This is a genomic window from Sphingomonas sp. CFBP 13720, assembly GCF_014842075.1.
Taxonomy (GTDB): domain Bacteria; phylum Pseudomonadota; class Alphaproteobacteria; order Sphingomonadales; family Sphingomonadaceae; genus Sphingomonas.
Genome location: NZ_JACYVA010000004.1, coordinates 294550 through 315909, shown reverse-complemented (window position 1 = coordinate 315909; position 21360 = coordinate 294550). Strand labels below are relative to the sequence as shown.

Annotated in this window: 19 protein-coding genes and 2 tRNA genes; 6 read left to right on the top strand and 15 right to left on the bottom strand. The window is 66.3% G+C overall.

The genetic code is table 11. The annotated features are described in order from the left end of the window. Nucleotides 1–2: 2 nt before the first annotated feature. Complete coding sequence (gene tkt / locus IFT55_RS11185) at nt 3–1982, bottom strand: transketolase (RefSeq protein ID WP_192091993.1); 1980 nt, start codon at nt 1980–1982, stop codon at nt 3–5. A gap of 112 nt (nt 1983–2094) precedes the next feature. Here tkt and IFT55_RS11180 point away from each other — a divergent pair, with 112 nt between their 5' ends. The 4 genes from IFT55_RS11180 (at nt 2095) to IFT55_RS11165 (ending at nt 3542) form a co-directional block, all read left to right on the top strand. Beyond that, nucleotides 2095–2283: a hypothetical protein gene (locus tag IFT55_RS11180; protein WP_192091991.1), complete on the top strand. Its 189-nt coding sequence runs from the start codon at nt 2095–2097 to the stop codon at nt 2281–2283. After that, nucleotides 2283–2582 carry a cell division protein ZapA gene (locus tag IFT55_RS11175; RefSeq protein ID WP_192091990.1) on the top strand — a complete coding sequence of 100 codons (300 nt, stop codon included), beginning with the start codon at nt 2283–2285 and terminating at the stop codon, nt 2580–2582. Before IFT55_RS11180 ends, IFT55_RS11175 begins: the two co-directional genes overlap by 1 nt. Nucleotides 2583–2767: 185 nt before the next feature. Next, a complete protein-coding gene (locus IFT55_RS11170; protein ID WP_192091988.1) occupies nt 2768–3304 on the top strand; it encodes a 5-formyltetrahydrofolate cyclo-ligase in 537 nt (178 codons plus the stop codon). 13 nt (nt 3305–3317) lie between these two features. Continuing rightward, on the top strand, nt 3318–3542 hold the full coding sequence (locus IFT55_RS11165; protein WP_192091986.1) for a DUF2842 domain-containing protein: 225 nt from the start codon (nt 3318–3320) through the stop codon (nt 3540–3542). A gap of 1 nt (nt 3543) precedes the next feature. On the opposite strand, the gene IFT55_RS11160 is transcribed toward IFT55_RS11165, so the two are convergent. The 14 genes from IFT55_RS11160 to dapA form a co-directional block, all read right to left on the bottom strand. Beyond that, a tRNA-Asp gene (locus IFT55_RS11160) sits at nt 3544–3620 on the bottom strand. 135 nt (nt 3621–3755) lie between these two features. Continuing rightward, nucleotides 3756–3832: transfer RNA gene (locus IFT55_RS11155), tRNA-Asp, on the bottom strand. Nucleotides 3833–3853: 21 nt separating this feature from the next. Continuing rightward, nucleotides 3854–5017 (bottom strand): AI-2E family transporter, encoded by a 1164-nt coding sequence (locus IFT55_RS11150; RefSeq protein WP_192092116.1) that lies wholly within the window; start codon nt 5015–5017, stop codon nt 3854–3856. 233 nt (nt 5018–5250) lie between these two features. Continuing rightward, nucleotides 5251–6126 carry an NAD(P)H-hydrate dehydratase gene (locus IFT55_RS11145; protein ID WP_192091984.1) on the bottom strand — a complete coding sequence of 292 codons (876 nt, stop codon included), beginning with the start codon at nt 6124–6126 and terminating at the stop codon, nt 5251–5253. After that, complete coding sequence (locus IFT55_RS11140) at nt 6123–6860, bottom strand: histidine phosphatase family protein (protein WP_192091982.1); 738 nt, start codon at nt 6858–6860, stop codon at nt 6123–6125. The genes IFT55_RS11145 and IFT55_RS11140 overlap by 4 nt, the downstream gene beginning before the upstream one ends. A gap of 50 nt (nt 6861–6910) precedes the next feature. Continuing rightward, complete coding sequence (locus IFT55_RS11135; protein ID WP_192091980.1) at nt 6911–7555, bottom strand: glutathione S-transferase family protein; 645 nt, start codon at nt 7553–7555, stop codon at nt 6911–6913. A gap of 186 nt (nt 7556–7741) precedes the next feature. Beyond that, complete coding sequence (gene recA / locus IFT55_RS11130) at nt 7742–8827, bottom strand: recombinase RecA (protein WP_192091978.1); 1086 nt, start codon at nt 8825–8827, stop codon at nt 7742–7744. A 116-nt stretch (nt 8828–8943) separates the two neighbouring features. Next, a complete protein-coding gene (locus IFT55_RS11125; protein WP_192091976.1) occupies nt 8944–9297 on the bottom strand; it encodes a response regulator in 354 nt (117 codons plus the stop codon). A 56-nt stretch (nt 9298–9353) separates the two neighbouring features. Then, nucleotides 9354–11738, bottom strand: a complete 2385-nt coding sequence (locus IFT55_RS11120) for a hybrid sensor histidine kinase/response regulator (protein WP_192091974.1) — start codon at nt 11736–11738, stop codon at nt 9354–9356. A gap of 221 nt (nt 11739–11959) precedes the next feature. After that, nucleotides 11960–14029, bottom strand: a complete 2070-nt coding sequence (locus IFT55_RS11115; RefSeq protein ID WP_192091972.1) for a M13 family metallopeptidase — start codon at nt 14027–14029, stop codon at nt 11960–11962. 58 nt (nt 14030–14087) lie between these two features. Then, nucleotides 14088–14573 (bottom strand): DUF2062 domain-containing protein, encoded by a 486-nt coding sequence (locus IFT55_RS11110; RefSeq protein ID WP_192092115.1) that lies wholly within the window; start codon nt 14571–14573, stop codon nt 14088–14090. 76 nt (nt 14574–14649) lie between these two features. After that, nucleotides 14650–15132 (bottom strand): SsrA-binding protein SmpB, encoded by a 483-nt coding sequence (gene smpB, locus IFT55_RS11105; RefSeq protein ID WP_192091970.1) that lies wholly within the window; start codon nt 15130–15132, stop codon nt 14650–14652. 103 nt (nt 15133–15235) lie between these two features. Continuing rightward, the gene (locus IFT55_RS11100; RefSeq protein ID WP_192091966.1) at nt 15236–17848 is read right to left on the bottom strand and encodes an ATP-binding protein; all 2613 of its coding nucleotides are present in this window, start codon (nt 17846–17848) and stop codon (nt 15236–15238) included. A 12-nt stretch (nt 17849–17860) separates the two neighbouring features. Further along, nucleotides 17861–18745, bottom strand: a complete 885-nt coding sequence (dapA, locus tag IFT55_RS11095) for a 4-hydroxy-tetrahydrodipicolinate synthase (protein ID WP_192091965.1) — start codon at nt 18743–18745, stop codon at nt 17861–17863. A gap of 76 nt (nt 18746–18821) precedes the next feature. On the opposite strand from dapA, the gene IFT55_RS11090 reads away from it, so the two are divergent. Both IFT55_RS11090 and greB read left to right on the top strand, forming a co-directional pair. Then, nucleotides 18822–20855, top strand: coding sequence for a lytic transglycosylase domain-containing protein (locus IFT55_RS11090; protein WP_192092114.1), 2034 nt, complete (start codon nt 18822–18824; stop codon nt 20853–20855). Continuing rightward, entirely contained in the window at nt 20852–21334 is a 483-nt protein-coding gene (greB, locus tag IFT55_RS11085) for a transcription elongation factor GreB (protein ID WP_192091964.1), read from the top strand. The genes IFT55_RS11090 and greB overlap by 4 nt, the downstream gene beginning before the upstream one ends. The last annotated feature ends 26 nt before the right edge of the window (nt 21335–21360 follow it).

Genomic DNA, 21360 nt, shown 5'->3' with positions numbered 1-21360 from the left:
ATTCAGTTTGCGAGCCGCGCCTGCACCTTTTGCGTGATGGCGTCGGCGGTTAGCCCGAAATACTCATACAGCTTGTCGGCCGGAGCGGACGCCCCGAACCGGTCGATGCCGAAACGCAGACCATCGACCATCGTGTATCGTTCCCAGCCGATCGTCGTCCCCGCCTCGATCGACACGCGCAGGATCTCGTCCGGGCGGGCATGCGGTAGCACGTCCTCGCGGTACGCCGCGTCCTGTGCGTCGAAGCGCGACCAGCACGGCATCGATACGACGTCGGCACCGATGCCGGCGGCTTCCAGCTTCATCGCGACGTTCAGCGCGATCTCGACCTCCGACCCGCTGGCGATCAGGATCACCCGGCGTGCGCCGTCCGCTGCTTTCAGCCGGTACGCGCCGCGCGCCGACCGGTTTTCTGTGGCGTCGGTGCGGACCTGCGGCAGGTTCTGACGCGACAGCGCCAACAGCGAAGGGCCATCGCGACGCTGAACCGCCAGTTCCCAGCATTCGGCCGTTTCGATCGTGTCGCACGGGCGATACACGTCGAGACCGGGGATCAGGCGCAGGCTCATGACATGCTCGATCGGCTGATGCGTCGGACCGTCCTCGCCCAACCCGATCGAATCATGCGTCATGACATAGACGACACCGGCATTCTGCAACGCCGACAGACGGATTGCAGGCCGGGCGTAATCGGCAAAGACGAGGAAGGTGCCGCCATAGGGCAGGACGCCGCCATGCAGCGCCATGCCGTTCATCGCCGCCGACATACCGAATTCGCGGATCCCGTAATGCACGTAGCGTCCCGAATAATCGGCGGCGGTCAGCGGGGTCAGCGCCTTGGTCTGGGTATTGTTCGACGGGGTCAGGTCGGCCGAGCCGCCGATCGTTTCCGGCAACACCGCATTGATCGCTTCCAGCGCCAGCGACGATGCCACGCGCGTCGCGACTTTCTTCGGTTCGGCGAGAAGGCCGTCGATATGACCCTTCAGCGACCAGCCTTCGGGCAGGCGGTTCGCCATGCGCCGTTCGAATTCCGCCCGATCGGAATGATTCGCGAGCTGCTCGTTCCATGCCGCATGCGATGCCGCCGCCTGCGTGCCGATCTGCCGCCATGCAGTCGTGATCGGTTCGGGCAGATGGAACGGCTCGTGCTCCCACAACAACGCCGTGCGCGTCGCGAGGATTTCGTCGGCGCCCAACGGCGATCCGTGGACCTTGTGGCTGCCGCCCTTGTTCGGAGCGCCCTTGCCGATCACGGTGCGGCACCGCACCAGCGAGGGGCGAGGATCGGCCGCCGCTTCGGCGAGCGCACGTTCGATGTCGGCGAAGTCGTGGCCATCGCACGCAACGACATGCCACCCGGTCGCGGCGAAACGCGCGCTCACGTCCTCGCTGGTCGACAGATCGGTCGATCCGTCGATCGTGATGCGGTTGTCGTCCCACAGCACGTTCAGGCGGCCGAGCTTCAGATGCCCGGCAAGTCCGATCGCTTCATGGTTGATGCCTTCCATCAGGCACCCGTCGCCCGCGACCACCCACGTACGGTGGTCGACCAGCGCGTCGCCGAACACGCTGTTGAGATGCCGTTCGGCAGTGGCCATGCCAACGGCCATTGCAACGCCCTGCCCCAGCGGGCCGGTGGTGCATTCGATCCCGGGAAGTTCGAAATTCTCCGGGTGTCCGGCGCACGGGCTGCCCGGCTGACGAAAACTGGCGATGTCGTCGATCGTCGGTCGCGCAAAGCCGGTCAGGTGCAGCAGCGAGTAGATCAGCATCGACCCATGCCCGGCCGACAGCACGAAGCGGTCGCGATCGGGCCAGTGAGGATCGGCGGGGTCGAATTTCAAAAACCGCGACCAAAGCACGGTGGCGACATCGGCCATGCCCATCGGCATGCCGGGATGCCCGGAATTGGCGGCCTCCACCGCATCCATCGACAATACGCGGATAGCGTTGGCGAGTTCGAGCTGGGATACGGTCACGCGCACTCCTGATTGGGCGCCAAGGTTGGCGAGCCTTTGGAACTGTCCAGCCGCCGCGTCAACCCAACGGCACCCACTTGTTTAACATGTACATCACGCATAGATTCGTCCGATGACCGATGATCGTCTTGCCGCCATCGAACGGATCGACCGCGCGCTTGCCCGGATCGAACGCGCAGCGCAGGCCAATGCGTTCGAAACGCATGCGCTCGTTCACCGTCACGATGTGCTCCGCACGCGAATGGGCGAAGCGATCACGGCGCTGGACGCCGTGATCTTGCACCAGGACGGGACGGATTGATGGCACAGGTAACGCTGACCATCGCCGGCAGGCCACACGTCGTTGCGTGCAAGGACGGCGAGGAAGCGACGCTGCGCGGTCTCGGCGCGATGCTCGAACGCCATGCCGCAGCAGCGCAACGCGCATCCGGCGGCACGGCGGAGCGGACGTTGCTGTACATCGCGTTGATGCTGGCCGATCGGCTGGTCGAGCATGAGGCGCATCCCGCCGCCGGCATCGACCCCGCGATGCTCGAACGGATCGCCGAACGGCTCGAAGCGGTCGCTTCGGCCCTTGAGGAACCGCCCGCGGACGCCTAGATAGGAATTGGCGGGTCTGCCCGGTGCGAGCCTAACTTATCCCTGAGGCTATTCCTTCATCCATGGGGATTGTCCCTGCGCAGATCCTGGTCTGACGTACATGATCCCCACCTGACGTACTGTGCGTCGGTGGATACTATGGCAAACGGCCCATGGTGGTCCCGCCACCCATTTAGGAGCGTCGCATGAGCGACAAGCGCATCCTTCGCGCGCGGCTGCGCGCCATACGCGACGCGTTCGTCGCCGGTCGCCCTTCGCCGGTCCTGCCGCCCGCATCGTTCCTCGACGCTTTGACGCCCGGCGTGATCGTCGCCAGCTATCATCCGATCGGCAGCGAAGCCGACCCTACCCGGTTCGATCGGGCGGTCCGCGCGGCGGGCGCCACGCTGGCCCTGCCCGTCGTCATCGATCGCGCGACGTCGATCCATTTCGCTGCGGCTGAGGGCAAGCTGGTCGACGGACCGTTCGGATTGCGACAGCCGGCAACCGACGCACCGCATCTGGTCCCGGATATCATCGTTACCCCGCTGCTGGGGTTCGACGCCGCGCTGAACCGGCTGGGTCAGGGTGCGGGGCACTACGACCGGGCGTTCGCGCAGTGGCCGCACGCGATGCGCATCGGTGTCGCATGGTCGGTGCAACAGGTGGATGCGCTTGCCCCCGATCCGTGGGACATGCCGCTCCACGCCATCGTCACCGAACGCGGCGTCGTCGGGTCGTGAGGGAGTGTATCGAATGAACGAACCATCGTGGCGCAAGCCGGCGGGCGTGCTGGCCATCCTGGCGATGCTGTCCGCATGGGCGGTGCTGGTGGCGACGCTGTCGGGCACGGTCGGCGGCTGGCACTGGCTGGCGCAACTCGCATTCTATCTGATCGCCGGGATCGCGTGGCTATGGGTGCTACCGATGCGGCCGATGCTGCGCTGGATGGAGACGGGCCGCTGGCGGCGCATGCCATGAGTGGCGCGAGTGACGGGGCTCGAACCCGCGACCTCCGGCGTGACAGGCCGGCGCTCTAACCAACTGAGCTACACCCGCTCTCTCAAGCGAGGAGGCGGGCTTTAGGTGACGGATTCGGGGCTGTCAACGATCCTGTCGTGACAATTATCCGGCAGCGGGAAAACGTGACAGCGATGGGATTGTTCGCGAGCGACGCATCCATATGATGCGTCGTGGCGCGAGTGACGGGGCTCGAACCCGCGACCTCCGGCGTGACAGGCCGGCGCTCTAACCAACTGAGCTACACCCGCTCTCTAGCGAGGAGGCGGGCTTTACGGAGCCGTTCCGGGGCTGTCAACGCCGCTGTTGGGCGGCGGAGCATTTCGTTGCGGCGCAGGCATATCCTGGATGAGCGTTCCGTGCTCGAACAGGAACCCGGCGATGTCGGGCTTGCCAGCACCTTTCAACACGGTCTGGATGATGATGAGCAGCGGCACGGCCAGCAATGCGCCCGGCGTGCCCCACACCCATCCCCAGAAGCTGAGCGTAATCAGGATCATCAGGGGGTTGATCGTCAACCGGTGACCGACGACCAGCGGCGTGATGACGTTCGCTTCAACGAGATGCGCCCCGACCATGATCGCGGCAGGCAACAGCGCCCACCACACGTCGGTAAAGGTCATCAGCCCGCCCAGCGCCAGCAACAGCGCCGCGAAGATCGGCCCCAGATACGGAACATAGTTGAGCAGCGCGACCAGTCCGCCCCACATCAGCGGCGTCGGCATGCCGATGAACCACAAGGCGATGGCGACGATGATGCCCAGCATCAGGTTGATCAGCGTGATCGTGCCCAGATAGGCCGACGTATCGTCGACGACGTTCTGGATCACCCGCGCGGTCGCCATCGCTCCGCCGAAGCTGGTGCGGCCGGTGATCGCCGCGCGCCGCAGGTTGGTCCAGCCGGCAAGGAAGAAATAGATGACAAGGATCGCGAAGAACATCTCGAGCAGCGCGGACGGTGCGGAGGTGGTGAACAGGTCGAGCAGCGACGTCGGCGGCGCCACGCTGCTGGTCGTCTGTCGCGTCGGCGCGGTGGCGACGCCCGCGATCAGGCCGTTCACGAATTTTTCGAGACTGGCGTAAAAGTCGATCAGCGGGGCGATATTCTGCTGCACCCGATCGATCCGGTCGGGCAGGATCTGCGCCCACCCCCATGCCGGCACCACGATCGACGCCAGCGCACCATTGGCGACGATCAGGAACAGCATCACGCAGAAGAACGCTGCCAGCGGCGCGGGCACGCGATGCCGCTCCTGCCACTCCAGCAACGGCACCAGCGCGATCGCGATGACGACGGCGGCGGTGAGCGGCAGGAAGAACCGCGCACCCGCCTGCAACGCGAACGGCAGCGCCAGCACCAGCCCCGCCCCCGCGATCAGCGTCAGCGATGCCAGCAACCGGTCGCGCCGCAGTTCTTCCGTCGCGGCATCGACCATCGCGTCGACCGGGTCGGACGGCGCTTCGGCAGCAGTACCGGATGCGCCCTCACGCCGGACGGATGGGTCGGGAGCATGTGGATCGTGCGCGGAATCTGCCATGCCATCGACGTAGCCCGTCGCGCTTCCGGGCGCCATGGGACAAATATGGAACAGCGGATCGATTCATCCAACTGCCTGATATCGGGTCTGGATGTATTCGCAGGGAGTTAGGCCGCGATCGATACCGATCGCTATTGCGGCAGCAACCGGGGAAGCTCGGCCGACAACTCGCGCGCCAGAAAGCCGATCGGGCCGTGCGTCGTCGCGGCGCGGCGGCCCGCCTGACCGTGGAGCCATACGCCCCACCCCGCCGCGACCGCTGCATCGGTGCCCCGGGCGCTCAGCGCCGCGATGGCACCCGCCAGTACGTCGCCCGATCCGCCGGTCGCCATGCCGATCCCACCGCCACCGAAACGGAGCGCGGCCTGTCCCGGCGCGGCGACGATCGTCGTGCTACCCTTCAGCGCGACCACTGCGTGTCGCTCTTCCGCAGTACGCGTGGCGATCCCGATCGGATCGGCGACGATCGTTTCGAGCGACTGGCCGGTCAACGCGGCCATTTCGCCATGATGCGGCGTCACGATCAATCGAGCACGGATCGAAGCGGTATCGAGTCGCGCCAGTGCGGCGATCGCCGCCGCATCGATCAACAGCATGCCGTCCGACGACATGCGTCGACCGATCGCGTCGATCAGACGTGCGGCAACGTCTTCGTCGACGATCCCCGGACCGATCACCACGGCATCGACGCCTTCCGCAATCTGCGCCAGTTCGTCCGCCGCATCGCCGGCGATGTCGCCATCGGGACCGGCGGGCAGCGGGACGATCCCTGCTTCCGGGACTAGCAGTCCCAACAGCGTGGATGCTTCCGCGATCGTCGCGACACGGACCTTTCCGGCCCCGGCGCGCAACGCCGCTTCGGCGGTAAGGCGTACTGCCCCCGGGACCGAACGCGATCCGCCGACGATCAGCACGCGGCCTCGGCTGTCTTTCGTGGTGCCATCGCCATGTACCGGCAACGGGTTCGCAGCCAGCCATGCGCTGTCGATCGCGATCGGATCGGTCATCCGCGCACTCCCTTTGGTTCGGCAGTTTCGGTGGTCACCGCCGCTTCTCCAGCCAGCGGCGCGGTGACGTTGTAGCCGACAAGGCGCGGCTGACCCCCGGGATCGGTACGGTATTCCGTGACCGAGCAGTTCGCGACGTCGCCCTCGCGATCGATCGCGAGTATCTCCGCCTCGCTCAATTCCTCGATCACGTAGCGCAGACACAGCACCACCACCTGATGCGCGACGATAAGGACGCGACGGCCGCCATGGTGGAGTGCGATCGTGTCGAGGATCGAGCGGAGGCGGAACACCACGTCGCACCAGCTCTCGCCACCGGGCGGGCGATGATAGAATTTGCCGAGCAGCCTGCGAAATTCTGCCTGATCCGGCTGCAATGCGGCGACACCCTGCGTCGTCAGGCCGTCGAGGATGCCGAATTCCTTCTCGCGCAGCCGTTCGTCGATCCGCAGCGGCAGATCGCCGAGCGCCGCCGCGATCGTCCGGGCGGTGTCTTGCGCGCGGACATAGGGCGACGACAGGATCAGTTCGGGTCGCTCGCTTGGTCGCTGTGCCGCAAACCAGTTGCCCAGGGCCGACGCCTGTTCCTTACCCAGCGGTGACAAGGGGATATCGACGTCGCGGGCCGAAAGTTCGATGCGATCGGCACCGCTGGCGTGCGCCGCGTCGCGCGCGACGTTGCCGGCGCTCTCGCCATGCCGGACGATCCACATTGTGGCAGGCCAAGTAGTCATACGTCGTCGAACGCGGCCGCCATCGTCACGGTTGCATAAAAAGATCGTTGTTATGCATAGGCATAGCTGCCACCCGCCGCGAGCGCCGCACGATAGGCGGGGCGAGCATGGATACGGTCGAGCCACGCGATGGTATAGGGTCGCGATGCGTCCAGACCGGCCCGGCTGCGCGCCACTTCCAGCGGAAAGCTCATCATGACGTCGGCGGCGGTGATCGCGTCGCCTGCGAACCAGTCATTGCTCGCCAGATGCGCCTCGACATAATCGAGATGCACGTCGATCATCGGCTGGACCTTTTTCTGGGCCGCCTTGCCCAGCAGCGGCACGCGTCCCAGCACCAGTTTCACCAGCAGCGGCGGCATCAGCGAGCCTTCGGCATAGTGCAGGAAATGCCGGTAATGCAGCGCCATCCGCCGGTGGCCCGGCACGCCCAGCCGGCCGTCGCCCTTGTCCACCAGATATTCGACGATCGCGCCGGTCTCGGCGACGACCAGCGATCCATTGCCCGTTCCTGCCGAGGGGTCCTCGATCACGGGCGATTTGCCCAGCGGGTGGATGCGTCGAAGCTCGGGCGGTGCCAGCATCGTCGTCTTGTCCCGTTCGTACCGCTTGACGGCGTAGGGCAGCCCCAGTTCTTCCAGCAGCCAAAGCACGCGCTGGGATCGTGAGTTTTCAAGGTGATGGACGACGATCATGCGAACCCCTGCGATCGATTGGCGGCATGGAACAGGCCAAAGGTCACGAAAGTCACACTCGCCGACCTGTGCGGACCGCACCGTTCCGGGTAACCCGATGCATCCGCAACGCCGTATAACGGCGAAGGGTCCGACGGCACGATGCCGACGGACCCTGAACGTTCGCCCCGACCAAACCGGACGATCCTACAGATCGTCCTCGGCGTCGGGACCGACCATCATCTCTTCCGCGACCTTTTCGGTGCGCGATCGGATCGCGGCCTCAAGCTTGTCGCGCAGTTCGGGATGCTCGTTCAGGAAGGTCTTGGCGTTCTCACGCCCCTGCCCGATCCGCACGCTGTCATAGCTGAACCATGCGCCCGATTTCTCGACCAGCCCGGCCTTGACCCCCAGATCGATCATTTCACCGATCTTCGAGATGCCCTGTCCGTACATGATGTCGAATTCGACCTGCTTGAACGGCGGTGCGACCTTGTTCTTGACCACCTTCACGCGGGTCGAGTTGCCGATCACTTCGTCCCGGTCCTTGATCGCGCCGATGCGACGGATGTCGAGACGGACCGAGGCGTAGAATTTCAGCGCATTGCCGCCGGTCGTGGTTTCGGGGTTGCCGTACATCACGCCGATCTTCATCCGCAGCTGGTTGATGAAGATCACCATGCAGCGCGAACGGCTGATCGATCCGGTCAGCTTGCGCAGCGACTGCGACATGAGTCGCGCCTGAAGCCCGACATGGCTGTCGCCCATCTCGCCCTCGATCTCGGCACGCGGCACCAATGCCGCGACCGAATCGACCACCAGAACGTCGATCGCGTTCGACCGGACCAGCGTATCGACGATTTCCAGCGCCTGTTCGCCGGTATCGGGCTGCGACACGATCAGTTCGTCGATATTGACGCCCAGCTTCTTCGCATAGACCGGGTCGAGCGCATGTTCGGCGTCGACGAAGGCGACCGTGCCGCCACCCTTCTGCGCTTCTGCCAGCACATGCAGTGCCAGCGTGGTCTTGCCCGAAGATTCAGGACCATAGACCTCGATCACGCGCCCGCGCGGCAAGCCGCCGACGCCCAGCGCGATGTCCAGTCCAAGCGATCCGGTCGAAATGACCTCGACCTCCATCGATTGCTTCTGGCCCAGCTTCATCGCCGAACCCTTGCCGAACGCCCGATCGATCTGTGCCAGTGCCGCGTCGAGCGCCTTTTGCCGTTCGCCCGCAGCCTTGTCGTTGGATGCCGCCATCTTGCTATCGATTACCTTGAGGTTTGCCGCCATGTTCAGCCTCCCGCGTAGAGCAACCGCGTCGAGGGTTCAACGCGCGTCTGTCGAACGGCATGTATGCCATTTGTTCCCGTGGAACAAGAGCGGAACATCAAGATTGATGGCAGACCTCAGCCCAGCGCGTCGAGCGCCTTTTCCACGCCGTCCATCGTGAACGGTTTGGACAGGACCGGACGGTCGCGATGGGTCGATTCTATCATGTCGCCCGACCCACCGGTCGCAAGCACGAAGGGTATGCCCGCCTGCGTCAGGCGATCCGCGACGGGCCAGCTCTTTTCACCGCCGCGCAGATGGACGTCGAGAATCGCCGCATCGATCCCGCCCGCATCGATAGCGGCCAGGGCGGTCGCGACGCTGTCCGCCGACCCGGCAACGGACTTGCCAAGAATGTCGAGGAAATCCTCAAGCATCATGGCGATCAGGGGCTCGTCCTCAACGACGAGAATGCGCGCTGGCGAAGTCATACGATATCGCCCTTAGCGGTCAAAGCGGGAACGCCGCAACCATTTTCGCCGACCGGCTACGACTGTGCCAGTGCATCACGTGCTGCGGTCGCCAGTTGTAGCACGGAAAACGGCTTGGGCAGAAACGATACTTGATCGAGATCAATCGAACGGCGCAATTGTTCCTCGGCATAACCGGACATGAACAGGATCGGCAACGTCGGATAGGCGTCACGGACGTGCCGGACCATAGTCGGTCCGTCCATCGTCGGCATGACGACGTCGGAGATGAGCAGATCGATATGCGGGCGATCGGCAAGTAGTTCGAGTGCGGCTTCACCATGTTCGGCGGTGAGCACGGTGTAGCCCTGCCGCGTCAGCGCGCGTTCGGCGATGGCACGGACCATGTCCTCGTCCTCGACCAGCAGGATCGTGCCCGACCCCCATGCCGGCTCGGTCGGTTCGGGCTTTGCCCGGGGCAGCGCGACATCGGCCTTGGGCGCATCGGCGTGCACCGGCAGATGGATGGTGAACACCGATCCACGGCCGGCACGCGATTCGGCGAAGATGTAGCCGCCGGACTGCTTGATGATGCCATAGACCGTCGACAGGCCCAGACCGGTGCCCTTCCCCACTTCCTTCGTCGTGAAGAACGGCTCGAAAATCTTGGGCAGGATATCGGCCGGAATGCCGGTGCCGGTATCGCACACCCTGAGCGTGACATAGTCGCCGACCGGCAGCACATCGTCGTGCATCGCCCGCACCTGTTGCGCGCTGGTCGACAGCGTCTCGATCGTCAGCGTGCCGCCGCCATTGGGTGAGCGCGACACCATCGCGTCGCGGGCATTGACCGCAAGGTTGACGATTACCTGTTCGAGCTGCCCCGGATCGGCGCGAACCGATCCAAGCCCGCGGCCATGATTGACGACCAGTTGCACCGTTTCACCCAGCAAGCGCTTCAACAGGTTCGAAACTTCCGAAATCACGTCGGGCAGCTGCAATACCTGCGGCCGCAGCGTCTGTTGCCGGGAAAAGGCGAGCAACTGGCGCGTCAGTGCGGCGGCGCGGTTGGAATTCGCACGAATCTGCTGAATGTCGTCATAATCGCTGTCGCCGGGCGAATGGCGCATCAGCATCAGATCGCAATGGCCGATGATCGCGGTCAGGATGTTGTTGAAATCATGCGCGACGCCGCCAGCCAACTGGCCGACCGCCTGCATCTTCGTCGCCTGCGCCACCTGCCGCTTGAGCTTGCCCTCTTCCCCCGTATCGCGCAGCGACAGCAGGACGGCGGCATCGCCCAGCCCACGCGCGCCGCCGATCGACAGCGCGATCGGTTCGTCGGGACGATCGGCTAGGCGGACGGCCATGTCGGCGCTGTGCTGCGCACCACCCGCAAAACGCCGGACGGCGTCGGCCAGCGCCGCCTTGTCCTCGCGCACGACGAGGTCGCCGGGATAAAGTGGCGGTGCGACGGCGTTGACCCCGGTCGCGCGGACGAAGGCTTCGTTCATGTGCAGGAAACGCCCGTCGCGATCGACCAGCGCCATGCCGACCGGCAGCAGCGAGATCAGTGCGCGCGCCTGTCCCGATGCGCCGGGGGATGCCATCGGCAACAGGCCGGCGGGCGCTTCCTCCTCGTCCAGCATCGCGACCAGCATCGGCCCGGCGGGATCGTCGGCGAACGGAATCTGGAGTATCCGCAGCGGATCGCCGCCCATCCCCTCACGCTCGAAACGGACGAGACCACGGTTGTCGGTGACGAGGAAGCGCGCGAAGTCCCGCCCCTCGATCCCGGCATCCTCGCTGCCCATCGCACGGGCGCGCAGAACGCGATTGGCGGCGCGGATACGGCCGTCGGGACCGAGCAGCGCGATCATGATGCCGACCGATCCCAGCCGTTCGCCCGGATCGCCCGCGATCATCGCCCGCATGTCCGCCGCCTGCGCCGCCGCCTGTCCGCCCTCGAACCGCCAGACCATCATGGCGTCACCGGCACGGGTCAGGGTGGCGGCCAGCGGCGCGTCGCCCTGACGCAGCGCCGCCGTCGCCGTACCGTCGCGCCACGCCGCCCGCGCCGCGCCGGAAAGCGTGGCGGTATCGACGCCTTCGGCAACGACGCCGGGCGGGGTATGGTAGCCGCCGAACAACTGCGCATAGCGATCGTTGGCGCAGATCAGCCGACCCGCGCGGTCGGTCACGGCCAAGGCGAGCGGACTGGCGGCGGCAAGCGCCTGCGCGACCGACCAGTCGATCGTCGCTTCGCCGCTGTCGCGCGAAGGACCGATCCGACGCCATGCCAGCATCGCGCCGGCAAGAACCAACGCCGTCGCCACGAAAGCACCCGCGATCAACAGGTTATCGAGCGTCCATAACATGATCCCGCCCGCCGCCAGCCCGGTGGCACCGGCAATGGCCGCAGGGATCGACGAGGACGGAGACCGGGAAGGAAGCGACGCCATTCCCGGCTGTTGCGGTGGTTCGCACCCCCGCGTCAAGCCGCGCCTGCGCGATCCGTCGCAGCAGGCGCGGGCGTCACGGCAAGAGGGCCATGCGGAGCGGCATGCGGCCGGTTGCGGCGCGTCTCGCGGATCGCGACGCAGGACCCGGCGTCACGACGGGCGGCGCGTATACCGCCCGTGCCGCCCCCCTGCCCCACCCTCGGCGAGGCAGGGGGTGGCCGTCACCAGATACGGACGCGCTGCGCAGGGGCAAGATACAGCCGCTGCGTCTCGCCCGGCTTGTAGCCGGCGTACCACGGGTCAAGATTACGGACGACCCACGCCCGTTGTTCGGACGGCGAGTGGGAGTCGGTCACCAGCCGCTGGCGCAGGTTCGCCTCGCGATAGGTGCGACGCCACACCTGTGCCCAGCCGAGATAGAAACGCTGTTCGGCGGTGAACCCTTCGATCTCCGGCTGCGGTCCGGGATAGGCGTGGGTGTAGGCGTCGTACGCCACGGTCAGCCCGGCCAGATCGGCGATGTTCTCGCCCAGCGTCAGTTCGCCCTTCACATGCACGCCGGGCAGCGGTTCGTAGGCGTCGTACTGTTTGACCAGTGCTGCGGTCCGTTCGTCGAAACGCTTCACGTCTTCCGGCGTCCACCAGTCGGTCAGGCTGCCGTTGACGTCGTACTTGCGCCCCTGATCGTCGAAATGATGGCTGATCTCGTGCCCGATCACTGCGCCGATCGCGCCGTAATTGACCGCCGGATCGGCCGCCGGGTCGAAGAACGGCGGTTGCAGGATCGCGGCGGGAAACACGATCTCGTTCATCACCGGGTTCGCATAGGCGTTCACGGTCATGGGGGTCATGAACCATTCCCATTTCTGGATCGGCTTGCCCAGATGCTGCACGTTGTCACGCTGCTGCCACTGGTTCGCGCGCAGCATGTTGCCGAATGCGTCCCCCGGCGTGATCGTCAGGTTGGTCATATCGCGCCACCGGTCGGGATAGCCGATCTTGGGCGTGAAAGCGGCCAGCTTGGCCCGCGCCTTCGCCTTGGTTTCGGGGGCCATCCAGTCGAGTTGATCGATGCGGCGGCCCATTGCCTCGGTCACGTTGCGGACCAGTTCGTCGGCCGCAGCCTTGGTCGCGGGCGGGAAATATTTGGCGACATAGGCCTGACTGACGTCGTCGGCCAATGCGTCCGACGTGAAGGTGACGCCGCGCTTCCAGCGTTCCTCCTGCTGCGGCGTGCCCGACAGGACCGTGCCGTAGAACGCGAAACTCTCTGCATCGAACGCCTTGGGCAGCACGCTGGCGAAGCCGTCGAGCGAGCGGAGCAGCAACTGGTCCTTGAGCACCGGCAGCCGGGCGGCACCGATCACCTTCGCCATCCCGGTGAACGCGGTCGGCTGTGCGACGATCACGGTCGTGGTGTCCGCGCCGATCCCACGGAAATAGCTCGCGAAGTCGAAGCCCGGAGCGCGGCGCGCCAGATCGGCGACCGTCATCTTGTTATAGGTCTTGTTCGCGTCGCGGCTCTGGATACGCGTCCAGTGCGCCCGGGCGATCTGCGTTTCGAACGCCATCACGGCACGGGCGCGGGCGGCGGCATCCGGCTCGCCGGCCAGCGTCAGCAGCTTTGCCAGATGCGCTTCATACGCCTTGCGCTGTTCCACCATCTTCGCGTCGGTCGACAGGTAATAGTCACGGTCGGGCAGGCCGAGGCCCGACTGCGACGTCTGCAGCGCGTACACGTCGGGCTGCTTGTCGTCGGGACCGACATAGGCACCGAACGGCGTGCCCACGCCCGCCTGCGACGCCTTTGCCGCAAGCGCGGCATAGCCGGCCTTCGACGACAGGCCCTTGATCTCGGTCAGCCATGGCTGGATCGGGGCCAGCCCCTTCGCCTCGATCGCCGCATCGTCGAGGAAGCTCGCATAGGCGACGCCGATCTTCGAAGCCGGATCGGCCTTCGCCGCGTCGAGCAGTTCGCGGGTCCGGGTCTTCGACAGGTCGTCGAGCGTGGTGAACATGCCGAAGCTGGACTTGTCGGCCGGGATCGGCGTGATGCGTTCCCACGTGCCGTTGGCGTATTTATAAAAATTGTCGCCCGGCTGGACCGAACGATCCATGCCGGCGGCGTCGAAGCCGAACGTGCCGATTTCCGGCTTGGGTGCAGGCGCGGGCGGCAGTTCCGGCGTAGCGGCGGCAAGCGGCGTGCCGTTGAACGCCGGGCGCTCCGCCACGGAGCACGCGGCCAGCGCGGTGCAGGCCATCAGGGTGGTAAGGACGAAACTACGCCGCATCGGAAAGCCTCTTCGTATCAGGAGATACGACGATGCTGCACCGATGGCATATCGATAGTCAATCTCTACCGTGCCGCCGTTTCCACTTCGCCGCGATCCACAGCCGCCAACCCAGTGCCGACAGCGCATAGCCGAGCACGGCGCCAATGACCGCGCAGGCGACCATGCCGACGGCGGTCGCCGGTCCGACATCCGCGATCAGCCAGTGCAACCAGTCCGGCTGCGCCGCTACGGCATCACCCAACGGCCGGCCGGGCACCGACGTGTCCAGCCGCAGCATCCAGCTACCGACCTGATAATACAGGATGAACAGCAGCGGGGTCGTGATCGGGTTGGTGAAGAACGTCGTTAGCGCGGCGGCAGGCACATTGGCCCGCAGCGGCAGCGCGAGAACGGCCGACGCCGGGATCTGTCCAAGCGGAATCAGAATGCCGGTGAACATGCCGAGCGCGACGCCGCGCGGCACCGACCGGCGGGTGAAGCGCCACAATTCGGGCGCCAGCACGCGGTGGGCGATGGGGCGAAGGAAGCGGTTCGCCTCCATCGATTCGCGCGTCGGCAGGTTGGCTTGCACCCAGCGCAGCGCGCGGGCACCCAGCCGCCGGTCGTTGCCAGCGGGTTCAGCCACGGTCGCGCAGAATCCGTCCCGCCTCACGCTTCCACTCGCGCTCTTTGATATGCTCGCGCTTGTCGTGGTTCTTGCGGCCCTTCGCCAGTGCCAGTTCGACCTTCGCCCGCCCCTTGCTGTTGAAATAGACCGACAGCGCGATCAGCGTCATGCCATCGCGCGCGACCGCACCATGCATCTTGTTGATCTCACGTTCGTGCAGCAGCAGCTTGCGGGGACGCTTCGGTTCGTGATTGAAACGATTGGCGTGGCTGAATTCGGGGATGTTAGAATTGACCAGCCAGACCTGCCAGTCCTTCACTTCGGCATAGCTCTCGACGATCGACCCCTCGCCCCCGCGCAGCGATTTCACTTCGCTGCCGGTCAGCGCGATCCCGGCTTCGAACACGGTATCGACCTCGTAATCGAACCGGGCGCGCCGGTTTTCGGCGACGATCTTTTTCTTGTCGAACAATGGGGGACGCGGACGGCTCATGCGCGGGACATAGGGGGTCGCACCGCGAAACGAAAGCGGTACTCTGACAAGCGCACGCGACGCGACGTCCCGCAATCGCCGTCACCCCGCGCTACGTGAGCCGTCAGTGATCCAGCACGTCGCGAACCTTGCGGGCAAGGTCGTCGACGCCGAACGGTTTCGACAACAGCCTGGTCCCCGGATCGAGTACGCCGTTATGGACCACGGCGTTGCGGGTATAGCCGGTCGTGTACAGGATCTTCAGATGGGGCAGCATCGTCGCGGCGCGATCCGCGAGTTCGCGGCCCGTCATGCCGGGCATCACCACGTCGGTGAACAACAGCGTCACGGCCTGTCCCGCGTCGAGCATCTCCAGTGCGGAAGGCCCGCTGTCGGCGTGGACCACGGTGTAGCCAAGATCGCGCAGCACCTCGACCGAGAAGTTGCGCACCCGGGCCTCGTCCTCGACCACGAGAATGATTTCGTGCGGTTCGCCGCCACGGACGGGCGGCAGGGCCGCACGCTGGCGCGGCGTCGGCGCTTCGCCGTAGAAGCGCGGCAGATACAGTCGCACCGTCGTCCCCACGTCGGGTTCCGAATAGATACGGACATGCCCGCGCGACTGACGGACAAAGCCGAACACCTGACTGAGGCCCAGCCCGGTGCCCTTGCCGACCGGCTTGGTGGTGAAGAACGGATCGAACGCCTTGGCCAGCACGTCCGGGGTCATGCCGGTGCCGGTATCGGTGACGGCGATCAGGACATATTGCCCCGCCGCCATATCCGCCTCGCGCGCATAATCGTCGCCGACATGCGCGTTACCGGTTTCGATCGTCAGCCGCCCGCCATCGGGCATCGCGTCGCGTGCGTTGACCGCTAGGTTGACGATCGCATTCTCCAATTGACCGCGATCCGCCTCCGCGCGCCACAGTCCCGCACCCAGCACCGTTTCGACCGCGATGCCTTCGCCCAGCGTGCGGGCCAGCAGGTCGGTCAGGTCGGCGATCAGACGATTGCCTTCGACCGGTTCGGGCGACAGCGGCGACTGCCGCGAGAAGGCGAGAAGACGCTGCGTCAGCGACGCGGCACGCGAGGCACCTTCGCGAGCGGCCTCCAGATACCGCGCCACGTCGATCTCGCCGCGCGCCAGCCGGCGATCGATCATGTCGAGACCGCCGATCACGACCGCCAGCATATTGTTGAAATCATGCGCGATGCCGCCGGTCAGCTGGCCGACCGCCTCCATCTTCTGCAACTGGCGCACCTGCGTTTCCGCCGCAGCGCGTGCCGACGCCACGTCGTGCAGTTCGGTGGCAACGCGCTCAAGCTGTGCACCCTGTCGCCCGACGGTCGCCTCCAGCTGGGCCAGAGCGTCGGCGCGCTGCACCGCGACCCACGTGATCTCCGCGATCTCGTTGACCAGCGCAACTTCGCCGGGCGTCCATTGCCGGCGTTCGCCGTGATCGAGGATCAGCACCGCTTCGAGCCGACCGTCGCGTAGCAACGGCACGACGATCCCCGACAGCGCACCGTGGCTGGCGGTGGCGGCATCGTCGAACGTCGATCCGGCACGGATATCGGGTGCGACGACGGCATATCCGCTGCGCAGCCGCCCCGCGCCGATCCGCCCGAACCGTTCCAGCGACTCCTCGCCGGTCAGCACCGACAGCGTGCCGTCGTTCCAGCCTGGAACATAGCGCATCCGCAGGCCCGTCACGCGCGCGAAGCAGGTCCGATTGATGCCCAACCGTTCGCCGACCGCACGGGCGGTGAAGCGCAGGATTGCCTCGGCATCGGTGGCCGCGCGCTGCCGTGCGCTGAGCGCGAGGACGAAGTCGCGTTCCGCCTTTGCCGCCAGCGCCGCCAGCTCGGCCTGCTTGCGGTCGTCGATATCGTAGCTGACGCCGGGAAAGCGCACCGGGCGTCCACGGTCGTCGAACACGCAACGCCCCTGCGCCGATACCCAGCGACAGGTGCCGTCCGCGCCCAGCAACCGGTATTCGGCGATGAACGTGCCGTCCCCGTTCGGGTCCATCGCCCGTTCGATCGACCGTTGCGCATCGCGCAGGTCGTCGGGATGGACCCCCCGAAAGAACACGTCGATCGGCGCGCCTTCGCTCGCCACGTTCGGGTCGACGCCGTACAGCAGCGCGAACCGGTTATCGGCGCGGACGGTGTCGGCGACGACGTCCCAGTCCCATGATCCGATATTCCTGCCGGCCGAGAGCGCCTGTTGCAACCGTTCGTCCGATGCCGCGCGTTCGCGCTCCGCCACGACGCGCGCCGTCGTCTCTCCGGTGACGTTGAGCAGCCCCGCCACCTTGCCGTCATCGTCGAAGGCGGGGGAGTAGGAAAAGCTCCACCAGCTTTCCTCGGGCACGCCGCCGCGGCGCAGGTCGAGCTGCATGTCGGTCGCGACGACGTTGCCGCCCGCCAGCGTCCGTTCGACCAGCGGCAGCAGTTCGTCCCAGATGTGCGCCCACACCACGTCGAACCGCTCGCCCAGCGCATGTTCGACCCGGTGGCCCAGAATCGGGCGATAGGCGTCGTTGTAGAAACAGCGCAGTTCCGGACCCCACGCCAGGAACATCGGGGTGGGACAGGCCAGCATCGTGGCCAGCGTCGTGCGCAGCGATACCGGCCATGTCGCGATCGGCCCCAACGGGGTCGTCGACCAATCGCGCTCCGCGATCTCCGCGCCGGTAACTGTCTGAATCGAAATAGGTCCGTTCGGCATAACGCGGGGGGTTTACCCGATCAGCCCCGCATGTGCGAGTGCTGCGTCGACCACCGCGCACGATGCGGCGGACGGCGGCGTCATCGGCAGGCGCAGCGTGGTCGGAAAGCCCGGGCGCACCCGCCCCAGCGCGTATTTGACCGGACCGGGCGATGCGTCGCTGAACAGCGCGGCGTGCAACGGATAGAGCTGATCCTGCAACAGCAGCGCGCGCGCATGATCGCCAGCAGCGCACGCGTCCTGAAATTCGGCGCACATCGCGGGCGCGACGTTGGCCGTGACCGAAATCGCACCGACTCCGCCCATCGCCATGAATGCCAGCGTCATGTCGTCGTTGCCCGACAGTTGCGCAAAGCCGGTGCCGCACCGCGCGCGGTGTTCGGCGACGCGGGTCATCTGTCCGGTCGCGTCCTTGATCCCGACGACGACGCCCGGAAACGCTGCGACGATCCGTTCGACGGTTTCGACCGCGATGTCGGTCACGGTGCGTGCGGGGACGTTGTACAGTATGATCGGCAGCCCGCCGTCGCGCGCCAGCACCTCGAAATGCCGGAACACGCCTTCCTGATTCGGGCGGTTGTAATAGGGCGGGACCAGCAGTGCCGCCGTCGCGCCCGCAGCCTTCGCCGCATGGATATGATGCAGCGCCACTGCGGTGTCGTTCGACCCGCACCCGGCAATCACCGGTACGCGCCCGCCCGCCTGATCGACGCAGACGCGCACGACATGGTCGTGTTCCTCGATCGTCATCGTCGCCGCTTCGCCGGTCGTGCCGCACGGGACCAGCGCCGACGATCCGCTTTCGATCTGCCAGTCCACCAGCGCGCGGAACGAGGCTTCGTCGAAACGGCCGTCGGCGAACGGGGTGACGAGCGCGGGAATCGATCCGCTGAACATGAGATACGCGCTCCGTGGGCGACAGGGGTAAGAAAGGGTGGCGACAGATAGGGCGGCGTTCCATATCATGTCCAGTATGCTGACCACCGTGTTCAAGAGCGCGTTCCTGCTCGCCGGCGTGGCGAGCGCCGCTTTGGCGACGGGCGCGTTGCGCCAGTCCCCCCGCCCGGCGCCCGCCCCGCTTCCCGCCACCCCGATCGTCCAGCCGGTGCCGGGGACACCCTATCGTGCGCCAACGCCGCCGACTCCGGTCGCCTATGACCCGATCGTGCCGGTGCTGGCGGACTGGAAGCGGTTGCAACAGTCCGACAGCTATCCGTTCGGCGACTATGCCCGGTTCCTGCTGGCGCATCCGGGCTTTCCGGGGGAAACCAGCCGACGCGCGGCGGCGGAAACGATCCTTGCCGATGGCGGACAGGATGCGGCGCTGACGCTGCGATACTTCACGCGGTTCCCGCCGATCACTTCGTCCGGTCAGTTGCGCCTTGCCGAAGCGCTGGCGACCAGCGGCCGTCCGGTCGAGGCGCAGGAGGCGGCGCGCGCCGCGTGGCGCAAGGGAGCACTGCGCACCGCCGACGAATCGCGGCTGTTTTCGCGCTTCGCTGCCGCGCTACGGCCCGAGGATCACGACGTACGGATGGACCGGCTGTTGTGGCAGGGCGCGGTGACGGCGGCGCAGCGCCAGTTCGGCTTCGTGTCGCCCGCGCGCCGGCCGACCTTCGATGCGCGCCTGTCGTATCGCGGCGGAGGGGCCGACGCGACGGTGCGCGGCGAACAGCCGGGCGTCGATCGTGCCGATCCGGGGTACATCGCCGATCGCGCCGCATGGTTGCGCACCGCCGGCCAGTCGGCGGCGGCGCGTGCGTATCTGGCGCAGCCGCGCCGGTTGTCGGGCACGCCCGGCAATGCCGAACGCTGGCTGGAGGTCCTGCTGACCAATGCTCGCGCGGCGCAGGCCGACGGGCAATATTCCCTTGCCTATCAGATCGCGTCGCAGATCGACGACGCCTTCCCCGCCGGTACGGTCATCGCCGATGGGGCCTATGGCGAGCGGGACGACTATACCAGCCTCGCGTGGCTGGCCGGGACGACGGCGCTGCAGAACCTGAACCGCCCGACCGATGCGGTGGGCATGTTCGCGCGCTATGCCAGCGGATCGCGTACGCCGACGGTGCGCAGCAAGGGCTATTACTGGGCGGGTCGCGCCGCGGAGGCGGCCGGCGACCGCGCGACCGCCGATCGGTGGTATGCGCAGGCAGCCGACCTGTCCGAGCTGTTCTATGGCCAGTTGGCCAGCGAGCGGATCGGGCGCGCGCTGCGGGCACCGGTCGCCGGAACGGCGACGATCGCACCGGACGTCCGTGCCGCCTATATGAACGGCGAGGTCGCGCGGGCGACACGCTATCTGGGGCAGACCGGGCAATATTCCGACCAGGGGCTGTTCGTCCGCAAGATTGCGGAAGATGCGCGCAGTGATACGGACCATGCGCTGGCGGTCGAATTGGCCAAGACGATCAACCGGCCCGATCTGGCGGTGATGGTCGGCCGCAGCGCGTTGCTGAACGGACATAGCGACTATACGCTGGCGGGATATCCGTCGGTCAGCGTGCCGGGACCGCATCAGCCGCAATTCACGCTGATCCACGCCATTGCGCGACAGGAAAGCCAGTTCGATCGTACCGCCGTCAGCCGGGCCGGCGCACGCGGGCTGATGCAGCTGATGCCCGGCACCGCGCGCGAGACGGCGGGCAAGATCGGCCTGTCCTACGACCCCGCGTCGCTGAACGATCCGACCTACAACCTCCAGCTCGGATCGACCTATATCCAACGGATGCTCGATTATTACGGGGGCAGCTATCCGCTGGCGATTGCGGCGTACAATGCCGGGCCGGGCAATGTGAACAAGTTCATCCGCGCGAATGGCGATCCGCGCCTGCCCGGTGTCGACGTGATCGAATGGATCGAGAAGATTCCGTTGTCGGAAACGCGTGGCTATGTGCAGCGCGTGCTGGAAAATGCCGTGGTGTACGACCTGATCCATGCCGACAAGGCACGATCGCGCGGGCCGAACAATCTGAGCTGGTATCTGGGGAAGAATCGTCCGGGATGAACGAGCCGCGTCCCAATTACATTACCCCGGCGGGCTATGGCGTGTTGAAGGCCGAATATGACCAGTTGCTGCGCGAGGAACGTCCGAAGCTGCTCGACGTCATCGCGTGGGCGGCGGGCAATGGCGACCGGTCGGAGAATGGCGACTATATCTATGGTCGCAAGCGGTTGCGCGAGATCGACCGGCGGCTGGGGTTCCTTGCCAAACGGATGAAGGCGGCGCGCGTCGTCGATCCGGCGGCGCAGGTCGAACGCGGGCGGGCATGGTTCGGCGCGATCGTCACCGTCGCCGATGAAGACGACCGTCACCGCACCGTCGAACTGGTCGGCGACGACGAAACCGACGCCGGGGCGGGCCGGATCGGATGGAATTCGCCGATGGCGCGCGCGCTGCGCGGGGCGGCGATCGGCGACCTGCGGACGGTGCAGTTGCCCGCCGGACCGAAGGAATACGAAGTTATCGCAATCAGTTACCCGTGACGGGCAACCCATTGCTCTCCGAACGT

Excerpts from the sequence above, each read along its gene's own strand:
- IFT55_RS11145 (WP_192091984.1), bottom strand. The coding sequence starts at position 6,126 with ATGACCGATCCGATCGCGATCGACAGCGCATGGCTGGCTGCGAACCCG.
- IFT55_RS11170 (WP_192091988.1), top strand. The coding sequence starts at position 2,768 with ATGAGCGACAAGCGCATCCTTCGCGCGCGGCTGCGCGCCATACGCGAC.
- IFT55_RS11115 (WP_192091972.1), bottom strand. The coding sequence starts at position 14,029 with ATGCGGCGTAGTTTCGTCCTTACCACCCTGATGGCCTGCACCGCGCTG.
- IFT55_RS11135 (WP_192091980.1), bottom strand. The coding sequence starts at position 7,555 with ATGATCGTCGTCCATCACCTTGAAAACTCACGATCCCAGCGCGTGCTT.
- IFT55_RS11100 (WP_192091966.1), bottom strand. The coding sequence starts at position 17,848 with ATGCCGAACGGACCTATTTCGATTCAGACAGTTACCGGCGCGGAGATC.
- recA (WP_192091978.1), bottom strand. The coding sequence starts at position 8,827 with ATGGCGGCAAACCTCAAGGTAATCGATAGCAAGATGGCGGCATCCAAC.
- IFT55_RS11150 (WP_192092116.1), bottom strand. The coding sequence starts at position 5,017 with ATGGTCGATGCCGCGACGGAAGAACTGCGGCGCGACCGGTTGCTGGCA.
- IFT55_RS11110 (WP_192092115.1), bottom strand. The coding sequence starts at position 14,573 with ATGGAGGCGAACCGCTTCCTTCGCCCCATCGCCCACCGCGTGCTGGCG.
- IFT55_RS11125 (WP_192091976.1), bottom strand. The coding sequence starts at position 9,297 with ATGACTTCGCCAGCGCGCATTCTCGTCGTTGAGGACGAGCCCCTGATC.
- dapA (WP_192091965.1), bottom strand. The coding sequence starts at position 18,745 with ATGTTCAGCGGATCGATTCCCGCGCTCGTCACCCCGTTCGCCGACGGC.
- IFT55_RS11120 (WP_192091974.1), bottom strand. The coding sequence starts at position 11,738 with ATGGCGTCGCTTCCTTCCCGGTCTCCGTCCTCGTCGATCCCTGCGGCC.
- smpB (WP_192091970.1), bottom strand. The coding sequence starts at position 15,132 with ATGAGCCGTCCGCGTCCCCCATTGTTCGACAAGAAAAAGATCGTCGCC.
- IFT55_RS11175 (WP_192091990.1), top strand. The coding sequence starts at position 2,283 with ATGGCACAGGTAACGCTGACCATCGCCGGCAGGCCACACGTCGTTGCG.
- IFT55_RS11140 (WP_192091982.1), bottom strand. The coding sequence starts at position 6,860 with ATGACTACTTGGCCTGCCACAATGTGGATCGTCCGGCATGGCGAGAGC.
- IFT55_RS11090 (WP_192092114.1), top strand. The coding sequence starts at position 18,822 with ATGCTGACCACCGTGTTCAAGAGCGCGTTCCTGCTCGCCGGCGTGGCG.
- greB (WP_192091964.1), top strand. The coding sequence starts at position 20,852 with ATGAACGAGCCGCGTCCCAATTACATTACCCCGGCGGGCTATGGCGTG.
- IFT55_RS11180 (WP_192091991.1), top strand. The coding sequence starts at position 2,095 with ATGACCGATGATCGTCTTGCCGCCATCGAACGGATCGACCGCGCGCTT.
- IFT55_RS11165 (WP_192091986.1), top strand. The coding sequence starts at position 3,318 with ATGAACGAACCATCGTGGCGCAAGCCGGCGGGCGTGCTGGCCATCCTG.